Origin of the sequence: Ideonella livida (assembly GCF_010499455.1) — a bacterium.
Lineage (GTDB): Bacteria > Pseudomonadota > Gammaproteobacteria > Burkholderiales > Burkholderiaceae_C > Ideonella > Ideonella livida.
On record NZ_JAAGOH010000030.1, the window covers coordinates 34,250 to 52,495 of the forward strand.

Here is an 18,246-nt window from a genome sequence, read left to right on the forward strand (position 1 = left end):
CGTTTGCGCTCACTGCGCCACCGGCAGCGGGAAGATCAGCTTGCCGTTGGCGCGGTCCTTGGGCCACACCACCACCGGCTTGCCGCCCTGCCACTGCATGAGGGTGATGGGAATGCGCGAGGTGTGGTTGACGTCGAACTTGACCGGGCCCACCACATAGGACTTGTCGGTGCGGCCAATGGCGGCGTTGATCTTCTCGCGGTCCAGGGTGCCCGCGGCGGCGATGGCGTCCAGCAGCACCTGCGCGGCGGCATGGCTGTCGGCGATGTGCTGGCTCTGGGTCTGGCGCGTCTCGCGCTCAAAGCGCTTGGCCAGCTCCGCCGCGCCGGGGTAAGGGAAGCTGGGGTCCCAGTAGCCGCCCACCAGCACGCCTTCGGCCAGTTTGCCCAGGCCCTGGGCGAACATTTCCGGCTCGGCCCCCTTTTCCATCACCAGGAGCTTGGGCTGGAAGCCGGCCGAGGCCATCTGCTTGCGGATGGCCATGGCCTGCGGCGGAATGGCGTCCACCAGCACCACCTCGGCCTCGGCGGCGCGGGACTCGCCAATCATGGCGGTGAACTGCTGCGCGTCCACCGGAAAGCTGCTGTTGTGGACCACGGTGTAGCCATGCGTCTGGGCATGCATGGGCCAGAGTTGACCGCCCACCACGACACCGTCGGGGCCGTTGTCGGCCAGGATGGCCAGGCGCTTGTTGGTGGCCAGGCTGTAGTCGGCCAGCAGCTTGAAGGGGGCGGAGGACAGGTCCACCTCGTCAAAGAACAGGGCCCAGGCGTATTGCCACTTGCGCACCATCTTGAAGGCGCCCAGCGGCGCGCAGCCCGTGACCAGGGGCACTTTGCGACGCTCGGCCACCAGGGCGCCGGCATTGACCAGCGCCGGCGTGCACGAGCCCAGCATGGCCACCACCCCGTCGCGGGTGATGAGGGTCTGGGTGTTGCTGGCGGCCACGTTGGGGTCGGTCTTGTCGTCGCGCACGATCAGCCGCACGGGCAGCTTGCGGCCCTCCACCAGCAGGCCGCCGGCCTTGTTGAGGTCATTGACGGCGGTCTCGTAGCCCCACTTCTGGTACAGGCCGAAACCGGCCAACGGGCCCGACAGGGGCAGGGAGGCGCCGATCAGCACCTCGTCGGCCGCCTGGGCGGCGGGGCTGATCAGGGTGGCGGCCAGGGCGGCGGCCACGGTGGCGGATGCCAGTTGCTTCAAGTTTGAGTTGGCCATGGTCTTGTCTCCTCGTTGTCAGAAAAACACCAGCACGTCGGCCGACAGGGTGGTCTGCCGGCTGGCGCGGCCGCCGCCAAAGGCCTGGGCGCTGCCGTGGTGGCTTTGCCAGTCATGGCGGATCTCCGGGCGCAACACCACGTTGGGCGTGAGGTCCTGGCGCAGGCCCAGGGTCAGGGCGTTGAAGTCCCCGGCCACGGCGGTCACCGGAAACAGGGCCTGGGCCTGGCGGTCCTGGAAGGTCTCCAGCCGCGCGCCCCACTGGCGGTCGGGCGCGGTGCGCCACAGCACCCGGGCGTTGGCGCCGCGCCAGCTGCCGCCGGCAAAGCCCGGGCCGGTGAGCACGTCGATGGTGTCGGCACGGCCGTCGCCGTCTTGCCGGCCCCACAGCAGCTCGCCATGCAGCTCCACATCGTTGGCCGGATGGCTGGTGAAGGACAGGCTGTGGTGCTGGCGCAGCTGGCCGCGCGGCGAGATCAGCCGGGCCACGGGCATCTGCACCACACCGCCAGGCTCGTTCTGCTCGTTGCCGCGCATGAAGCTGTAGTCCACCCAGGTGGCCATGTCGCCGCTGCGCCAGCGCAGGGCGCCCACCCAGCTCTTGTCGCCGTTGTTGTCTTGCCAGTTCTGGCGGCCATTGACCACACCCGCCTCACCCATGAGCAGGCCCCAGTCGCTGCGCATGAGGTTGGCCGAGGCCAGCACGCCCGCCACCTGGTCGGGCTGGGCCACCATGGCATAAGCCTTGGAGTAGAAGAAGTTGGGGCCGGGGCGCCAGTCGGGCGGAATCTCGCTGCCCACGCCGGAGCCGAAGCGGCCCACGGTGAAGGCCACCCCCAGCCCCACCGGCAGGTAGGCCTGGGCGAAGACCTGGGGCAGGGCCAGGTAGTTCTGGCGGGTGCTGCCCGGGGCGGTGCCGGCGGGGGTGCGGTTCAGGCCCCACTCGGCATCCAGCCCCAGCATCCCGGCGGGCAGGCCGTTGCGGCCATAGGTCAGCTCGGCGTGCACGCCCCAGTCAAACTCCCAGGGCACCGGGCCCGGCGTGGGGGTGATGCGCGGCAGCAGGTTGGTGCGCGCCATGGGGCGCTCCAGCACCAGGGCCAGCGCATTGAGCTGCAGGCCTTCGTCAGCCGGGCCCACCACGGGGAAGTTGGAGTGGCCGGCCGCGGCCTGGTTGTGGGTGCTGGCATCGTTGGCCGACCAGCCCAGCTGCAAGTAGCCGCTGGCGTTCCAGCCGGTGGCGGCGTTGAAACGCTCGAACAGCGCGTAGGGCGCGGCCGGGGGGCCGTCGTCCTCGGGTTCGCCCGCCAGGGCGGGGGCGCCGGCCAGCAGGCTGCAGGCCAGGACGCAGGCCCGCGCCAGGGGCGTGGGCGAAGGCGTGGGCAAAGGCAGTGCGTTCATCTCGGGTGTCTCCTCGAGCGGTGGGGTGCGGGTGCCGGCAGGTGGGGGGCTTGAGCCCCCTCGGCTAGGGTGCGCCGGCGGCGGTGGAAAGCAGGGACAGGCGGTGACTTGGCGTGGTGTGCTCAGGCGCTGGCGGCCGCGTCAGAACGCCACCTGGGCAGCCCCCTTGAGGGCCAGCATCTGCCGCGCCTCGGCCGGCGTGGCGATCTCAAAGCCGAGTTCTTCCAACAGGTGGCGGATCTTGCGCACCTGCTCGGCGTTGCTGCGGGCCATCTGGCCGCGGCCCAGGTACAGGCTGTCCTCCAGGCCCACGCGCACATGGGCGCCCTGCAGCGCGGCGGCGGTGAGCAGGCCCATCTGGTGGCGGCCCGCGCCCAGCACCGACCACTGGTAGCTGTCCGCCCCGAACAGCCGGTTGGCCGTCTCGCGCATGAAGGTCACGTTCTGCGGGTCGGGGCCGATGCCACCCAGGATGCCAAAGATGGTCTGGATGAAGAACGGCGGCTTGATGAGGCCCTGGTCCACAAAGTGCGCCAGGTTGTAGAGGTGGCCCACGTCGTAGCACTCGAACTCGAAGCGCGTGCCGCAGCCCTCGCCCAGGTCCTGCAGGATGTGGCGGATGTCGCGGAAGGTGTTGCGGAAGATGATGTCTTCAGTGCCCTCCACATAGGCCTGCTCCCAGCCGTACTTCCAGTCCTTGATCCGGGTTGCGGCCGGATGGATGGAGAAGTTCATCGAGCCCATGTTGAGCGAGGCCATCTCGGGCTTGAAGCGCAGCGGCGGGGCCAGGCGCTCGGCCAGGGTCATCTTGGTGCTGCCGCCGCTGGTGATGTTGATGACCGCGTCGGTGGCCGCGCGGATGGCCGGCAGGAACTGGGCGAAGACCTCGGGATCGGCGCTGGGGCGGCCGTCGGCGGGGTCTCGGGCATGCAGGTGCAGGATGGCGGCGCCGGCCTGGGCCGCTTCGATGGCCTGCTCGGCGATCTGGGCGGGCGTCAGCGGCAGGTGCGGCGACATGCTGGGCGTGTGGATGGCGCCGGTGACGGCGCAGGTGATGATCACCTTCTGGGCTGGGCGTGCCATGGGGGCGTGCTCCTGGGTAGGGGGAGGATCAGCGGGGCGGGGCTGTGACGTCAGCAGGGTGTTCGGCCACCCTCTCGGCTGCGGCTTCAGCCGCGTTCATGGCCTTGAGGTGCGCCAGCACCCGGGCGCGCAAGGCAGCCTGTTCGCCGGGCGTCCAGGCGCGAAAGCCTTGGCCCGTCTTCATGCCCAGGCGGCCCTGGTCCATGAGCTGCTGCAGGTAGGCGTTGGGGGCGGTGTCGCGGTTCAGGTCGGCCAGCACGGTCTGGTGGATGGCCTGGGTCAGGTCCACGCCCACCAGGTCGGCGTTCTCCAGCGGGCCCAGCACCGGCAGGCGCCGGCCAAAGCTGGCCTTGACCACCGTGTCCACGGTGGCGGCGTCGCACACACCGTCGGCCACCAGGGCCACGGCCTCGCGCCACAGGGCATGCTGCAGGCGGTTGCCGATGAAACCCGGCACGTCCTTGGCCACCAGGGCCGGCGTCTTGCCCACGGCGGCCAGCAGGTCGGCCATGCGCTGGGCCAGCGCCGGGTCGGTCTCGGGCGTGCGGATGACCTCCACCAGCGGCACCAGGTAGGGCGGGTTCCACCAGTGGGTGCCCAGGGCGCGGTGGCCGGTCTTCAGGCCCTGCATGATGGCGGTGATGGGGATGACCGAGGTGTTGCTGGCCAGCAGGGTGTGGGCCGGGCACAGGGCTTCCAGCTCGGCAAAGAGCCGCTGCTTGAAGCCCAGGTTCTCCGGCCCGGCCTCGAAGACCACGTCGGCCCGGGCCACCGCCGGGGCCAGGTCGGCCAGGGGCGTCACCCGCTGGGCCACCTGCTGGGCGGCGGCGGCGTCCTGACCCAGGTCGATCAGGTTGGCGGCAATGCGCCCGCGCAGCGAGGCCAGGGCCTCGGCGCTGGGGTCGGTCACCGTGACGGGGTGCCCGGCCACGGCGAAGACCTGGGCGATGCCGTGGCCCATGAGGCCCGCGCCCACGACGGCGATGTGTGCAAGATCAGCCATGGCGTCAGCCCGCGGTGTAGCCACCGTCGGCATAGACGGTGTGGCCGGTGTGGAAGTCGCTGGCCCGCGAACACAGGAAGAGCAGCGGGCCGGCCAGGTCTTCCGGCTCGCCCAAGCGGCCCAGCGGCACGCGGGAGAGGAAGCCCTCGCGCACGGTGCGCGCCTTCTCGGTGTCCTCGAACATCCAGGCGGTGAGCGGCGAGCGGAACACGGTGGGCGCGATGGCGTTGACGGTGATGCCGTGCCGGCCCCACTCGCAGCCCAGGGCGCGGGTCAGCCCATCGGTGGCGGCCTTGCTGGCGCAGTAGGCGCTGTAGCCGGCCGGGTGGCCCAACTTGCCCCGGGCCGAGGAGGTGAGCACCACCTTGCCGCCGGTGCCACGCGGCACCACCCGCTGGCCAAAGGCGCGGCACAGCAGCCAGGGGCTGGTGACGTTGCCTTCCATCACGCCCTCAAAGCGCGCCAGGGGCATGTCGATGATGGGGCACGGGTCGTTCAGGCCCGAGGCCACCACCAGGATGTCCAGCGCGTTCCAGGCCTCCAGCGCGGCGTCCATGATGGCGGCGCAGTCGGCGTCGGTGCTGGGCCGGCGCGCCACGGTGACCACCTGGGCGCCCAGGTCGCGACAGGCGGCGGCGGTGGCCTCCAGCGCGGCGGCATTGCCGGCGGCCAGCAGCAGGCGGGCGCCGGCGCCGGCCAGCACCTGGGCCGCCAGGCTGCCAAAGGCACCCGAGGCGCCGGTGACCACGGCCACCTTGCCCCGCACGCTGAACAGGTCCTGGGGCTGGCGCAGCCATTGGGTTGAAGTCTCGGCAGTGCTCATGAACGCTTCTCCTGGCCCTGGGGCGCGCCCCCGGGCGGGTACGGCATGACCACCAGCAGGGTGGCCACCTCGTTGCCGTGGTTGCGCATCTCGCGCACCTCGCCGGGCGGGATGCAGACACTGTCCAGGGGGCCCAGCACGGCCTCCTCGCCAGCGGTCTTCAGGTTCACCGCACCGGCCAGCACCACGTACACCTTCTCCAGGGCCGAGCTGTCGGGGCCGGCGCCCCCACCGGGCAGCAGGTGGGACAGGCCCACCCAGAACTGCCCGGGACCACCGGCCTCGAAGCCCTGCAGGCGCAGGGCCCGCATGTCGTAGTGGTTTGGCGCCTCGTAAGGGGCCGCCTGACCAAATCGCTTGATGTGCATGGCGGCGCCTTGGCTTCAGTCCTGGCCGTTGGCCAGGCGGTAGCCGCCCTGGCGGTCGACGATGGCCACCAGGCGCACGATGCAGCCGTCGCCCTGCTTCCAGCGCCACGGGAAGGCGGCAAAGGTGACGCGCATGCCGGTGACCTTGTCGATGTCGCCGCCCACGTTCTCAATGCCGCAGATACCGGCCTTCAGGATCGCCTGGTGGCAGGGCTCCCACTCGGGAAAGTCCTCGATCACCTTGCGGCCGGTCTCGCGCTCGTACTCGCGGTTCACGTCCGGCAGCAGGCCGTGGGGCCAGCCCGGGCCGTGCGGGCCAATGGCCGTGCCCAGCGGATGGTCCAGCGCCTGGGTGTCGGTGCCGATCATCTTGACCTTCTTCTTGGCAAACCACTCGCCCGCGCCCTTGTAGAAGCCGGGGGAGTAGGCGTAGTACTGGCGGTTGTCGCCATACGTCTTGTGCCAGCCGGTGTTGACGATGACGATGTCGCCCTCCCGGATCTGCGGGCTGGCCTTCTCCAGGTCCTCGGCGGTGATCACCTCCCACTTGCCCTTGGGAATGCTCACCACCACGCCGGTGCCGAAGAAGTGCGGCAGCGGCACCTCGTCCATGAAGGCGGTGCCTTCGACCACATGCGCCGGCGCGTCAATGTGGGTGCCCGAATGCATCACGGTGGTGATGCGCTGCGTGAGCACGCCGCTCTTGGCCATGGAGTGCAGACGCTCGATCTTCACGTCCTCGAAGTAAGGCCAGCAAGGCTGGCCCAGGCCCCAGGGGTGGCTCAGGTCATAGAACTCCAGCCCCATGTCGTTGTTGAGGTTCTCCTGGTACTGCGTACCGCGGATATCGAGGGTCATGTCGCGCTCCTTGCAGGGTGCCGCCCAGGCGAGCGGCCGAACGGGGATGGCCGCCGCCTGCGGGGCGGAAGCCGATGTGGGTCTGATTCGCCGCGTTTGCTGTATCGTTATTCGGTACAGCTGTATCGCAATGCGATTCATTGGGAGCGGAGTGTGTGGGAAGAAAACCACCTTGCGCACTGGTGGAAACCCACCCGGGCCGACCGGGCCGATGGGCTGGCACACTGCGGCCGACATGCCGCGCGGCACCGCGCCCGGCGCCAGACCCCATCGCAGAAAAGTGCCCCAAAACCCATGAAGGCCGAGGACTCCACCGCCACCCCCAGCGGCCCCGACGACGACAAGCGCCCCGACGAGGGCCGCGCCACGCCCGACAAGGGCGGCATTCAGGTGATCGCCCGCGCCGCGGCCGTGCTGCGCGCGCTCAAAGACCATCCGGCCGGCCTGTCACTGGGCGAGCTGGCCAAGCTGCTCAAGCTGCCGCGCTCCACGGTGCAGCGCATCGTGGACGCGCTGGACGAAGAGAACCTGGTGATTGCCGCCTCGCCCACGCGCGGCGTGCGCCTAGGCCCGGCCTTGCTGGCCCTGGCTGCGGCCACGCGCTTTGAGATCGCCGAGATCGCCCGGCCCACGCTGCAGGAGATTTCTCGCCTGTGCGGCGAGACGGTGGACCTCTCGGTGCTGGACGGAGACAAGCTGGTCTTCGTGGACCAGATCGCCGGCGTTCACCGCCTGCGGGCCGAATCGGCCATTGGCGTGTCCTTCACGCTGCACGCCACCGCCCCGGGCAAGGCCATGCTGGCGGCCCTGGAGCCGGGCGCCCTGGCCAACCTGCGGCCGCGCCTGAAGCTGCTGCGCCTGACGGCGCACACCCTCACCGCCTGGCCGGTGCTGGAGGCCGAGTTGGCCCGCGTGCGCGAGACCGGCCTGGGCACCGACCTGGAGGAAAACTCCCTGGGCATCTGCGCCCTGGCCACCGCCCTGGTGCTGCCCGGCGGTGAGATGGCCGCGCTCTCGGTGCCCGTGCCCACCCAGCGCTTTGAGGCCATGCGCGGGCAGGTGAGTGAGCTGCTGCTCAGCCTGGGCGGACGCCTGCAGCAGCAGCTCAACGGGCGCTGAGACCCCGCGCCGGCGGGTGAAGACCGCGGCAGGTGGCGCCCCGCCGGCGCCCGTCCTTCGCGTCCTCTGAAATGGCCGCCACCTGCGCCTGCCCTCCCGGGCAGGGTTCAGGGGAACACGGCGTCCGCCGATGGCCGGCGCAGCAGGCGCGGCATCCGCCACAAGCGCTGCAGGCGCTTGTGGCGCTCAGCGCGCCAGCCAGGCCTCAAAACGCTGGCGCAGCGCGTCGCCGTGCTGCGCCCACCAGGCCGCATCCACCTGGATCGAGCGCTTGCGGTACCAGGGGGCGCTGGGCAGCAGGTGGGCCAGCACCGGGTCGATCAGCGTGCTGGCCGATGTGCGGGTGGGGCCATAGGCCATCAGCGGTGCCATGGCCGCCATGACGTCGGGGCGGGTGGCAAAGCGCACGAAGTCCCGGGCCACGTCGGGCCGCCGGGTGCCCTTGACGATGCCCAGGCCGGCGATGTTGAGCAGTTGCCCGTCCCACATGAAGCGCAGGGACCGCGCGCCCTTGAGCATGGCGCCGTAGGCGCGGCCGTTGTAGGTGCTGGCCATGACCACCTCGCCGTCGGCCAGCCACTGCAGCGGGGTCATGGGCGTGTCCCACCAGCGGATGTGCGGGCGCAGCGTGTCGAGCTTGCGCAGGGCCCGGTTGACCCCCTCGGGCGTGGACAGGACGGCATAGACCTTGTCCACCGGCACGCCGTCGGCCAGCAGGGCCCACTCCAGATTGCCCTCGGGGGAGCGCAGCAGGCCGCGCTTGCCGGGGAAGCGCTGCACGTCGAACAGGTCGGCGATGGAGTTTGGGTCGCGCTCGGTGCGGGCCTGGCGCTTGTAGACCATGACCGTGGACCAGACGATGGTGCCGGCCAGGCAGTCGGTCAGCCCGCCGGGCATGTAGTCGTCCTGCGGCTTCTCGCCCCCCAGGCCGGGCGCCAGCTGCGCGGGGTCCAGGCGCTCGAGCAGGCCCTCCTTGCAGGCGGCCAGGGCGTCGGTCATGGTCAGGTCCACCACGTCCCACTCTGCCCGCCCGGCGGCGCGCTGCTGGCGCAGCTGCGCCAGGCCGCCGGCGTACTCGGCCATCTGCACCTTCAGGCCGGTCTTGGCCATGTAGGGCTGCACCACGGTGCTCATCTGCGCCTGGGCGAAGTTGCCTCCCCAGGAGGTGAAGGTGAGGTCGGCGGCGGCCTCGCCCGCGGCCCGGGCCGCGCCGGGCGCCAGGCCGGCCAGGGCCAGGGCCAAGCCCAGCAGGGTGGCGCCAGGGCGGCGCCGGCGGACGCAGGCCCCAAGGGGCTGCGGCGACAGGAGGGTCATGGGACGTCCTTTCTTGCGGGCGGGCACCGCCGGCGGCAGGGGCGGCGGGACAGGCGTTGCGTGCAAGGGTTTGCAGGGGTCATCAGGGGCTTGCACACCCGTCGTCCATTTTAAATACAATATGTCTATTGTTTGTAGACATTGACGGACACCCCTTCTCCGGGCGGCCGCCCACCGCCCTTCGGCGGGGCTGCCCGCACAGCCTGAAACGACCCCATGCCCGCTGTCACCTCCCTGCCCGCTGACGACGCCACCTGCGGCTGGTTCCACCTCAGCCCCAAGCGCCAGGCCCGGCCTGCCCACACCGGTCACAGCCATGCGCCCTGGGTGGTGGTGGGCGCGGGCTTCACCGGCCTGGCCGCCGCACGCCAGCTGGCCCTGCACTTTCCCGACCAGGAGGTGGTGCTGGTGGAGGCGCAGGAGGTGGGCTGGGGCTCCTCGGGCCGCAACGCCGGCTTTGCCATCGACCTGCCGCACGACATCGGCGCGGAGGACTACATCGGGGACATCGAGACCGCCAAGACGGTGCTGCGCCTGAACCTGACCGGCCAGTCGCTGCTCAAGGCGTGGGTGGAGCGCCACGGCATCGACTGCCAGATGCGCGCCGTGGGCAAGTACCAGGCGGCGGTGGAGGACCGCGGCGTGGCGGTGCTGGAGGCCTACCGGCGCGGCCTGGACAAGCTGGGCCAGCCCTACGAGATGATCGGCGGCCAGCAGCTGCCCGAGCACCTGGGCACGCGCTTCTACCGCCAGGCGCTGTTCACCCCCGGCACGGTGCTGGTGCAGCCGGCGGCGCTGGTCAAGGGCCTGGCCGACAGCCTGCCGCCCAACGTGACGCTGTACGAGCACACGCCCATCACCGGGGTGGAGTACGGCAGCGGCGCCACCGTGCTGCGCCACGCCGGCGGCAGCCTCACCGCGCAGCATCTGGTGCTGACCAACAACGCCTTCGGCATGAGCTTCGGCTTCCTGCCCGGGGCGATGCTGCCGGTGTTCACCTATGCCAGCCTGACCCGCCCGCTGACCCCTGCCGAGCAGGCCCGCCTGGGGGGCCACCGCTGCTGGGGCGTGATCCCGGCGGACCCCTTCGGCACCACGGTGCGGCGCACGGTGGACCAGCGCCTGCTGATCCGCAACAGCTTCAGCTTCAACCCCGACGGCCGCTCGCGGCCGCGGCATGCGGCGCGCTTTGTGCACCGCCACCTGCATTCCTTCGCGCAGCGCTTTCCGATGCTGCCGGAGGTGACGTTCGACTACACCTGGGGCGGCGCCCTGAGCCTGGCGCGCAACCACCAGTCGCAGTTCGGCGCGCTGCGCCCGGGTGTCTCGGGTGCGCTGTGCTGCAACGGCCTGGGCGTGACCCGGGGCACGGCCACCGGCAAGCTGCTGGCCGACTGGCTGGCCGGCGAGCGCGGCGGCCTCATCGACTTCCTCCTGGGCGCCGACGGCCCCAACCGCAACCCGCCGCAGCCCTTCCTCTCCCTGGGCGTGAACCTCAGCCTGATGTGGGGCCAGCAGCGCGCCGGCCGCGAATGCTGAGCCCGCCCCGCGCCCCTTCCTCCCCCTTGACCTCAGGAATCCAAACCATGCAATTCGAAGGCATCTACACCCCCGCCATCTCCCCGCTGGACGCCAACGGCGCCCTGGACCTGGACGCCTTTGACCAGGTGCTGGAATCGCTGGTGGAGGCTGGCGTGCACGGCATCGTCATCGGCGGCTCCACCGGCGAGTACTACGCGCAGACCGCTGAGGAGCGCATCGCCCTGGCCCGCCGCGCCCATGCGGTGCTGGCCGGCCGCCTGCCGCTGGTGGTGGGCACCGGCGCCATCCGCACCGAGGAGTCGGTGGCCTATGCCCGCGCCGCCCGCGAGCTGGGCGCCGACGCCATCTTGGTGGGCTCGCCGCCCTATGCCCTGCCCACCGCCGCCGAGAACGCCGCCCACACCCTGGCGGTGGACGCCGCCGCGGGCCTGCCGATCATGCTCTACAACTACCCGGCGCGCATGGGCGTGCACATGGAAGACGAGTACTTCGACGCCATCGCCGGCTGCGCCAACGTGGCGGCCATCAAGGAAAGCTCGGGCGACATGGGCCGGGTGCACCGCCTGGCCTGCCGCCACCCGCAGATCGCCCTGTCCTGCGGCTGGGACGACCAGGCGCTGGAGTTCTTCGCCTGGGGCGCGCGCAGCTGGGTGTGCGCCGGCTCCAACTTCGTCCCGCGCGAGCATGTGGCCCTCTACCGCGCCTGCGTGCTGGAGCGCGACTTCGACAAGGGCCGCCGCCTCATGGCGGCGATGATGCCGCTGATGGACGCGCTCGAAGGCGGCAAGTTCGTGCAGTCCATCAAGCACGGCTGCACCCTGGTCGGGCTCAAGGCCGGTGGCGTGCGCCGGCCGCTGCAGGCCCTGACGGCCGCCGAGCAGGACCACCTGGCCCAGGTCGTGGCCACGCTGCGCCGCGACGTGGCCGCCATCACCGGCTGAGCCGGCACACCGCCCCGGGCCCGTCGCCAGGAGATCCCGCCATGAGACCGCCGTGTCCCGACGCCACCCCGCCCCGGCTGCGCGTGGGCTTTGTGCTGGCGCCGCGCTTCACGCTGACCGCCTTCGCGGGCTTCGTCGACGCGCTGCGCCTGGCCGCCGACGAAGGCGACCGCAGCCGCGCGCTGCTGGCCCGCTGGGACATCCTGGACACCGCCCAGGGGCCGGTGGTCTCCAGCTGCGGGGCCTCGGTGGCACCCACCGCACCGCTGGAGTCGCCGGGCCGCTACGACTACCTCGTGGTGGTGGGTGGCCTGCTGCACGGCGGCCAGCGCGTGCCGGCCCGGCTCACCGCCTTCCTGCGCGAGGCCGCCGCCGCCGGCGTGCAGCTGGTGGGCCTGTGCACCGGCTCCTTCGTGCTGGCCCGGGCCGGCCTGATGGACGGCTACGTGGCCTGCGTGAGCTGGTTCCACCAAGAGGAGTTCCGCGCCGAGTTCCCCGGCGCCAGCCTGATCACCAACCAGATGTTCGTGGTCGACCGCGACCGCCTGACCTGCGCCGGCGGCACCAGCGTGGTCCACCTGGCCGCGCACATCATCGAGCGGCGCATCAACCGCGCCAGCGCCGTCAAAGCCCTGCGCATCATGATCGAGGAGCAGCCCCTGCCCTCGCGCACGCTGCAGCCCGAACAGGTGGTCTCGGTGGGCTCGCGCGACACCGTGGTGCGCAAGGCCATGCTGCTCATCGAGCAACAGCTGCACGCACCGGCCCCCATCGAGCAGCTGTGCGAGCCGCTGGGCATCAGCCGGCGCCAGCTGGAGCGCCGCTTCCAGCAGGACGTGGGCCTGAGCCCGGCGGAATACCGCAGCAAGCTGCGGCTGGAGCGCGCGCGCTGGCTGCTGCAGAACACCGACCTGGACGTCACCGAGGTGAGCTTCGAGTGCGGCTTCCAGGACGGGGCGAGCTTCTCGCGCTTTGTGCGCAAGTCGCTCCAGCTCAGCCCGCGCCAGCTGCGCCAGGCCCGCGCCATGAACTGAGCGGGCAGCCCCCCAGGCCGGGTCCGGACATGTCTCGACCGGCCTGCTTCCTGACGCAAACGGCCCCGCGCCGCCGCGCCTGCCCCGACAACATGAGGCCATTCCCCCACCGCCTCCACGGAGTCCTCCCATCATGTTCAGCTACAGCAAGCAGACCCTCAAGGCCGTCGACCCCGATCTCTGGGCCGTCGTGCAGCAGGAACACCAGCGCCAGGAACAGCACATCGAGCTGATCGCCAGCGAGAACTACACCTCGCCGGCGGTGCTGGCCGCCCAGGGCAGCCAGCTCACCAACAAGTACGCCGAGGGCTACCCCGGCCGGCGCTACTACGGCGGCTGCGAGTTCGTGGACCTGGCCGAGCAGATGGCCATCGACCGCGTCAAGCAGCTCTTTGGCGCCGACCAGCACGGCTGGGCCGCCAACGTGCAGCCGCACTCCGGCGCCCAGGCCAACGAGGCCGTGTTCATGGCGCTGATGAAGCCCGGTGACACCTTCATGGGCATGAACCTGGCCGAAGGCGGCCACCTCAGCCACGGCATGGCGCTCAACATGAGCGGCAAGTGGTTCAACGTGGTCAGCTATGGCCTGAACGAGAAGGAAGAGATCGACTACGACGAGATGGAGCGCAAGGCGCACGAATCCCGCCCCAAGCTGATCATCGCCGGCGCTTCGGCCTACGCCCTGCGCATCGATTTCGAGCGCTTTGCCAAGGTGGCCAAGGACGTGGGCGCCTTGCTGATGGTGGACATGGCGCACTACGCCGGCCTGATCGCGGCGGGCGTCTACCCCAACCCCATCCCGCACGCCGACATCGTCACCAGCACCACGCACAAGAGCCTGCGCGGCCCGCGCGGCGGCATCATCCTGTGCCGGCCGGAACATGAGAAGGCCATCAACAGCGCCGTCTTCCCCGGCCTGCAGGGCGGCCCGCTGATGCATGTCATCGCCGCCAAGGCGGTGGCCTTCAAAGAGGCGCTGTCGCCGGAGTTCCGCCAGTACCAGCGCCAGGTGCTGGCCAACGCCGCCGCCCTGGCCCAGACCCTGACCGAGCGCGGCCTGCGCATCGTCTCCGGCCGCACCGAGAGCCACCTGATGCTGGTGGACCTGCGCGCCAAGGGCCTGACCGGCAAGGCTGCCGAAGCCCTGCTGGGCCAGGCCCACATCACGGTCAACAAAAACGCCATCCCGCAGGACCCCGAGAAGCCCATGGTCACCAGCGGCGTGCGCCTGGGCTCGCCGGCCATGACCACGCGGGGCTTCCGCGAGGAACAGGCCCGCCTGGTGGGCCACCTGATCGCCGACCTGCTGGACCGGCCGCAAGACCCGGCCACCCTCAGCGCGGTGCGCCACCAGGTCGCCAACCTGGTCCACGACTTTCCGGTCTACGGGTGACCGCAACACCCGGATCCGGCCCCGCCCGCCCCGGCGGTCGGGCCGTCACGCTGTCCTGCCCTCCTAGGAGTTCCCTCGTGCAAGCAAGCCCTCGCCAACACCGTGTCCTGGCCCTGGCCCTGGCCCTCGCGGCCCTGACCGCCCCCTTCGCCCAGGCCGCCGAGCCCGCCAGCCTGACCCTCTCCGGCATGATCGACCTGGGGCTGTACCGCAGCAGCGCCGACCAGCGCTGGAACCTGGGCCCGGTCCAGCGCAGCCACATCGCCTTCAGCGGCAGCCAAGACCTGGGTGACGGCCTGAAGGCCACCTTCAAGCTCAGCCACCGCTTCAACCCGGACGACGGCAGCCAGGAATCGGCCAGCAAGCCCTTCTGGCACGGCGAGTCCACCGTGGGCCTGAAGGGCGCCTTCGGCTCGGTGCAGGCCGGCCGCCGCCTGGACGCCGTCAACAGCCAGGACTGGCAGTTCGACCCCTGGGGCAACTTCGACCGCGTGGCCTCGCCCGCCTGGGAGACCTGGCACTACCACTACGCCTCCGACCCCACCGGCAACAGCGGCTCGGCCGAATACGGCCGCCTCAACAGCGGCGTGTTCTACGACTCGCCCAGCCTGGACGGCTTCACCGTGCACCTGAGCACCTCGCCCGAGAAGGCCCAGACCGCCAAGACCCGGCCCCTGGGCGTGTCGCTGAACTTCAACCACGAGCGCACCGCCTTCATGCTGGCCCGCAGCCGCAACAGCGCCGACGACACCGACTCCTTCGCCGGTGCCCGCCTGAACCTGGCCCCGGTGGCGGTGATGGTGGCCTACAACGTCAGCGAAGCCGGCAGCGCCAAGGCCAAGTCCCTCACGGCCGGCCTGGAATACAGCCTGGGCGCCACCACGCTCAAAGCCGGCTGGGGTGAAGTGAAGGTGGACGAGGTGCGCGCCGCCCGTGTGATCGGCACCGGGGTCTCGTATGCCGTCAACGCCCGCACCACGGTCTATGGCGACGCCGCCCGCAAGACCTTCACCAGCGACAGCGCCACCGTCTACGGCGTGGGCGTGGCCTACTCGTTCTAAGTCACGCATGGCGATCACCGACCTCATCGGGCTGCTGGGCGTGGCCGTCTACATGGTGGCCTACTTTTGTGTGCAGGTGCTGCGGCACCCGCCCAGCAGCCACCTGGTGACCTCGCTCAACCTGATCGGGCCGGTGTGCCTGCTGATCTCGCTGAGCCAGGACTTCAACCTGGCCTCGGCGCTGTCGCAGGCCTTTTGGTTCCTGCTCACGGTGGTGGGCTGGTGGCGCCGCGACCGGCCCGGCAGCGCCGGCCGGCCTGAGGCCGCCCCCACGGCGCAGCCCCGGCCGTGAGCCGCGCCGCCGGCTGACCAGCGGCCTGGGTTTTGCCACCGTATCGGCCGCCCTGGTCCTGAGCGACCGGACCCTGCCCACCCCGGACACCGCCCTGATCCTGGCGGCCGTGGCGGCTTGCTCGGCCGTGGGCGGCCTGCTGCTGTTGGGTGAGGTGCCCGACGCCTGGAGCGTGGCCGGCGGCGCGCTCATCGCCGCCGCCGGCGTGTTCAGCGCTCGATCTCCCGACCGCTGAAGCGGGCCTGTTGCCGCATGACCCGTCTGCGCCATCTCCCCTCTCTGAATGCCCTGCGGGTGCTGGAGGCCGCGGTGCACTACCGCGGCTTCACTGCAGCCGCGCAGGAGCTGCGGCGTCACCCAGGCAGCGATCAGTCGCCAAATCGCACTGCTGGAGCGCGAGCTCGGCACGGTGCTGTTCGTGCGTCGCCACCGCGCGGTCGAGCCCACGCCCGCCTGCCAGATGTTGGCGGCGTCGCTGGCCCTGAGCTTTGCCAGCATCGCCGAGTTCCGCGAGCGCTACCCCTCAGCGCAGATCCGCATCGTCTCGCAAGACGCGCGACTGAATCTGGCCGCCGGCGAGGTGGATGCGCTGGTGCGCTTTGGCGTTCCGCCCTTTGACGACGGGCGCTGTGAGCTGATCGGCCAGGACATTCCGGACCGCAGCGGGTACACCTGGGCCGACTGGTTCGACCGCGCCGGCCTGACCCCACGCCACGCCGAACCGGCGCTGCGCTTCAACCACTACACCAAGGTGCTGCAGGCCGCACGCGCCGGACACGGCGTGGCGCTGGGCTGGCACCTGCTGGTGCAGAACCACCTGGCAGACGGTTCTCTGGTGCGGCTGGGCCAGGCCAGCGTCTTCCCCGAGGGACGCTACAACCTGCTGCTGCCAACCCGCCGCAAGACCCACCCCATGCGCGACATCTTCGTGGAGTGGCTGGCCGGGCGGCTGAGCCAGCCCACAGGCTGACCCGCCCGGCCCACGGCCTCAGGCCCAGGCGTACATGGCCGCCCCGCGCGCCATGTCGGCCAGCGGAATCATGGGCATCGGCATCGGCATGGGCATGGGCATCGGCACCGGGGCGGGCACGGGGGCCTCACGCCGTTCGCCCAGCTCGATGAGGCCGCCCCGCTCGGCCGGCGTGCGGCTGCGGCCCTTGCCCACATGCACCGCGCCCTGGCCGCCGCCCTGGCGGCGGTGTTCACTGGGCGAGTGACCAAACAACGCCCGGTAGGCCTTGCAGAAGTGCGAGGCGGTCTGGAAGCCGCAGGCCACCGTGATCTGCATGATGGGTGCGCTGGTGTGCGACAGCAGCTCCCGCGCCCGGCGCAGGCGCAGCGAGAGGTAGTGCTGCGCCGGCGTGACCTGGTAGTAGCGGTGGAACAGGCGCTCCAGCTGCCGCAGCGAGATGCCCGCGGCCTCGGCGATCTCTGAGAGCGGCAGCGGCTCCTCCACATTGGCGGCCATCAGCTCCACCGCCTCGACCAGGTGCTCATAACCCGGCCCGACAAATTCGGGCTGGGGCAGCTTTTGCTGGTCGGACTGGTCGCGCAGCCGGTCCACGATGAACTGCTCGGAAATGGCCAAGGCGAGTTTGTGGCCGTGATGCAGGCGCACCAGGTGCAGCATCATGTGCAGGGGCGCCACCCCACCCGAGGCGGTGATGCGCCGGCGGTCGATCACAAACACCTCCTGCGCAAAATCCACATGGGGATAGGACTCCCGCAGGGCGGTGAGATTTTCCCAATGCACGGCGCAGCGGTAGCCGTCGAGCACGCCGGCCACGGCCAGCGCGTGGGTGCCGGTGCACAGGCCGCCCAGGGTCTGGCCCAGGCCGTCACGCCGGCGCAGGTCGGCCACCACGGTGTCGGAGATGGCCTTCTGCACCTCGACCCCGCCGCAGACAAACACCATGTCGCAGCGGTCCAGCGCCGCCAGCTCGGCGGCCCCGGCCAAAACCAGGCCGTTGCTGGCCGGGGTTTGTCGTCCCTCCACATGGGCCACGGTCCAGGTATAGAGCTCGCGCCGGCTGGTGAGATTGGCCATGCGCAGCACCTCCACCGCATTGGCAAAGGCGATCATCGAATAATTCTCCAGAAGGAGAAACCCAATATGGCGAACCTGGGGATGGACGTGGGACGACGAAACCATGGACTACACCTCGACGGCAGGTAAGGCGGGCAAGGTCCGGACCCCGGCGGCCGACCCCCGTGCGCGCGCGCCGCGCCATCGCGGCGCGGGGGACGGGAACAGGCCTGGCCATGGGGTCATCAGAACGCTCGTGCTGCGCGTCTGCCGGGGGCGCACAGGGGCGCCGCCGACAGGACTTGAACGATGGAAAGCAGAACCTGTGCCAAGCCTTGCGACCGGGCGGCGCCCGGCCCGCGGGGCCGGTGGGGCCAGCCGGCCGGCCCCTGGCGCAAAACCCCGCTTGAAACCGTGCACACCGGGGTTTGACCGGCCAGGACCCGGTGCATGCGGCACCAACACAGTGCCTTTTCAGTGCCCTATTTCACAACAGTTTCAAAAACCTGCAACCCGGTGATTACGCGCATGTCCAAAACCCGGACGAAAAAAGGCCAGTCCAGCACGCCGCAGCGTGCCGGACCGGCCTGATCAAAGGGAGATTGACGGGTATGGGAGGAATATCCCCCCAGGGTTTCAGCCGCCCGCGCCGCCAGGCACCAGGGCCAGGCCGCGCAGGTGGGCCAGCAGGGCGCGGGCCTGCTCGGCGGGCGCGCCATGCACGACCTGCCCGGCCTGCCGGGCGGGCGCGGCGGTGCCGGTGGCCCGGG

18 protein-coding genes are annotated in these 18,246 nt (G+C 70.8%); 9 read left to right on the forward strand and 9 right to left on the reverse strand.

Annotation, left to right across the window (positions count from 1 at the left end; all coding sequences use genetic code 11):
- Window positions 1-9 precede the first annotated feature (9 nt).
- The 7 genes from G3A44_RS18680 to G3A44_RS18710 all read right to left on the reverse strand — a co-directional run bounded on the left by G3A44_RS18680 (window position 10) and on the right by G3A44_RS18710 (window position 6,754).
- Window positions 10-1,218, reverse strand: coding sequence for an amino acid ABC transporter substrate-binding protein (locus G3A44_RS18680; protein WP_163459272.1), 1,209 nt, complete (start codon window positions 1,216-1,218; stop codon window positions 10-12).
- Between the two features lie 18 nt (window positions 1,219-1,236).
- On the reverse strand, window positions 1,237-2,619 hold the full coding sequence (locus G3A44_RS18685) for an outer membrane beta-barrel protein (RefSeq protein WP_163459273.1): 1,383 nt from the start codon (window positions 2,617-2,619) through the stop codon (window positions 1,237-1,239).
- Window positions 2,620-2,760: 141 nt separating this feature from the next.
- Window positions 2,761-3,702, reverse strand: coding sequence for a 3,5-dioxohexanoate:acetyl-CoA acetone transferase (kce, locus tag G3A44_RS18690; protein WP_163459274.1), 942 nt, complete (start codon window positions 3,700-3,702; stop codon window positions 2,761-2,763).
- Between the two features lie 28 nt (window positions 3,703-3,730).
- Window positions 3,731-4,705, reverse strand: coding sequence for a 3-hydroxyacyl-CoA dehydrogenase family protein (locus tag G3A44_RS18695; protein WP_163459275.1), 975 nt, complete (start codon window positions 4,703-4,705; stop codon window positions 3,731-3,733).
- 4 nt (window positions 4,706-4,709) lie between these two features.
- A complete protein-coding gene (locus G3A44_RS18700; protein ID WP_163459276.1) occupies window positions 4,710-5,528 on the reverse strand; it encodes an SDR family NAD(P)-dependent oxidoreductase in 819 nt (272 codons plus the stop codon).
- A complete protein-coding gene (locus G3A44_RS18705) occupies window positions 5,525-5,896 on the reverse strand; it encodes a cupin domain-containing protein (RefSeq protein ID WP_163459277.1) in 372 nt (123 codons plus the stop codon). The genes G3A44_RS18700 and G3A44_RS18705 overlap by 4 nt, the downstream gene beginning before the upstream one ends.
- Window positions 5,897-5,911: 15 nt before the next feature.
- Window positions 5,912-6,754 carry a cyclase family protein gene (locus tag G3A44_RS18710; protein ID WP_163459278.1) on the reverse strand — a complete coding sequence of 281 codons (843 nt, stop codon included), beginning with the start codon at window positions 6,752-6,754 and terminating at the stop codon, window positions 5,912-5,914.
- A 294-nt stretch (window positions 6,755-7,048) separates the two neighbouring features.
- Here G3A44_RS18710 and G3A44_RS18715 point away from each other — a divergent pair, with 294 nt between their 5' ends.
- The gene (locus G3A44_RS18715) at window positions 7,049-7,873 is read left to right on the forward strand and encodes an IclR family transcriptional regulator (protein ID WP_163459279.1); all 825 of its coding nucleotides are present in this window, start codon (window positions 7,049-7,051) and stop codon (window positions 7,871-7,873) included.
- 186 nt (window positions 7,874-8,059) lie between these two features.
- Here G3A44_RS18715 and G3A44_RS18720 read toward each other — a convergent pair whose 3' ends face one another.
- Window positions 8,060-9,187: an ABC transporter substrate-binding protein gene (locus tag G3A44_RS18720; RefSeq protein ID WP_163459280.1), complete on the reverse strand. Its 1,128-nt coding sequence runs from the start codon at window positions 9,185-9,187 to the stop codon at window positions 8,060-8,062.
- Between the two features lie 216 nt (window positions 9,188-9,403).
- Between G3A44_RS18720 and G3A44_RS18725 the strand changes: the two genes are divergently transcribed.
- The 8 genes from G3A44_RS18725 (at window position 9,404) to G3A44_RS18755 (ending at window position 16,420) form a co-directional block, all read left to right on the forward strand.
- Window positions 9,404-10,726 (forward strand): NAD(P)/FAD-dependent oxidoreductase, encoded by a 1,323-nt coding sequence (locus tag G3A44_RS18725; protein ID WP_163459281.1) that lies wholly within the window; start codon window positions 9,404-9,406, stop codon window positions 10,724-10,726.
- A 47-nt stretch (window positions 10,727-10,773) separates the two neighbouring features.
- A complete protein-coding gene (locus tag G3A44_RS18730; protein ID WP_163459282.1) occupies window positions 10,774-11,670 on the forward strand; it encodes a dihydrodipicolinate synthase family protein in 897 nt (298 codons plus the stop codon).
- Between the two features lie 41 nt (window positions 11,671-11,711).
- Window positions 11,712-12,704, forward strand: a complete 993-nt coding sequence (locus G3A44_RS18735) for a GlxA family transcriptional regulator (RefSeq protein WP_163459283.1) — start codon at window positions 11,712-11,714, stop codon at window positions 12,702-12,704.
- Window positions 12,705-12,837: 133 nt separating this feature from the next.
- Window positions 12,838-14,097, forward strand: a complete 1,260-nt coding sequence (glyA, locus tag G3A44_RS18740) for a serine hydroxymethyltransferase (RefSeq protein WP_163459284.1) — start codon at window positions 12,838-12,840, stop codon at window positions 14,095-14,097.
- Window positions 14,098-14,174: 77 nt separating this feature from the next.
- Window positions 14,175-15,158, forward strand: a complete 984-nt coding sequence (locus tag G3A44_RS18745) for a porin (RefSeq protein WP_163459285.1) — start codon at window positions 14,175-14,177, stop codon at window positions 15,156-15,158.
- Window positions 15,159-15,165: 7 nt separating this feature from the next.
- Window positions 15,166-15,450, forward strand: a complete 285-nt coding sequence (locus G3A44_RS18750; RefSeq protein WP_163459286.1) for a CBU_0592 family membrane protein — start codon at window positions 15,166-15,168, stop codon at window positions 15,448-15,450.
- Window positions 15,451-15,559: 109 nt separating this feature from the next.
- Window positions 15,560-15,685, forward strand: a complete 126-nt coding sequence (locus tag G3A44_RS23985) for a hypothetical protein (RefSeq protein ID WP_259373018.1) — start codon at window positions 15,560-15,562, stop codon at window positions 15,683-15,685.
- A 48-nt stretch (window positions 15,686-15,733) separates the two neighbouring features.
- Window positions 15,734-16,420, forward strand: a complete 687-nt coding sequence (locus G3A44_RS18755; protein WP_203561470.1) for a LysR family transcriptional regulator — start codon at window positions 15,734-15,736, stop codon at window positions 16,418-16,420.
- A gap of 18 nt (window positions 16,421-16,438) precedes the next feature.
- On the opposite strand, the gene G3A44_RS18760 is transcribed toward G3A44_RS18755, so the two are convergent.
- Entirely contained in the window at window positions 16,439-17,533 is a 1,095-nt protein-coding gene (locus G3A44_RS18760; RefSeq protein WP_310734415.1) for a GlxA family transcriptional regulator, read from the reverse strand.
- Window positions 17,534-18,246 lie beyond the last annotated feature (713 nt).

Coding starts and splice junctions, on each gene's coding strand:
- G3A44_RS18680 (WP_163459272.1), bottom strand. CDS start 1,218: ATGGCCAACTCAAACTTGAAGCAACTGGCATCCGCCACCGTGGCCGCC.
- G3A44_RS18685 (WP_163459273.1), bottom strand. CDS start 2,619: ATGAACGCACTGCCTTTGCCCACGCCTTCGCCCACGCCCCTGGCGCGG.
- kce (WP_163459274.1), bottom strand. CDS start 3,702: ATGGCACGCCCAGCCCAGAAGGTGATCATCACCTGCGCCGTCACCGGC.
- G3A44_RS18695 (WP_163459275.1), bottom strand. CDS start 4,705: ATGGCTGATCTTGCACACATCGCCGTCGTGGGCGCGGGCCTCATGGGC.
- G3A44_RS18700 (WP_163459276.1), bottom strand. CDS start 5,528: ATGAGCACTGCCGAGACTTCAACCCAATGGCTGCGCCAGCCCCAGGAC.
- G3A44_RS18705 (WP_163459277.1), bottom strand. CDS start 5,896: ATGCACATCAAGCGATTTGGTCAGGCGGCCCCTTACGAGGCGCCAAAC.
- G3A44_RS18710 (WP_163459278.1), bottom strand. CDS start 6,754: ATGACCCTCGATATCCGCGGTACGCAGTACCAGGAGAACCTCAACAAC.
- G3A44_RS18715 (WP_163459279.1), top strand. CDS start 7,049: ATGAAGGCCGAGGACTCCACCGCCACCCCCAGCGGCCCCGACGACGAC.
- G3A44_RS18720 (WP_163459280.1), bottom strand. CDS start 9,187: ATGACCCTCCTGTCGCCGCAGCCCCTTGGGGCCTGCGTCCGCCGGCGC.
- G3A44_RS18725 (WP_163459281.1), top strand. CDS start 9,404: ATGCCCGCTGTCACCTCCCTGCCCGCTGACGACGCCACCTGCGGCTGG.
- G3A44_RS18730 (WP_163459282.1), top strand. CDS start 10,774: ATGCAATTCGAAGGCATCTACACCCCCGCCATCTCCCCGCTGGACGCC.
- G3A44_RS18735 (WP_163459283.1), top strand. CDS start 11,712: ATGAGACCGCCGTGTCCCGACGCCACCCCGCCCCGGCTGCGCGTGGGC.
- glyA (WP_163459284.1), top strand. CDS start 12,838: ATGTTCAGCTACAGCAAGCAGACCCTCAAGGCCGTCGACCCCGATCTC.
- G3A44_RS18750 (WP_163459286.1), top strand. CDS start 15,166: ATGGCGATCACCGACCTCATCGGGCTGCTGGGCGTGGCCGTCTACATG.
- G3A44_RS18755 (WP_203561470.1), top strand. CDS start 15,734: ATGCCCTGCGGGTGCTGGAGGCCGCGGTGCACTACCGCGGCTTCACTG.
- G3A44_RS18760 (WP_310734415.1), bottom strand. CDS start 17,533: ATGATCGCCTTTGCCAATGCGGTGGAGGTGCTGCGCATGGCCAATCTC.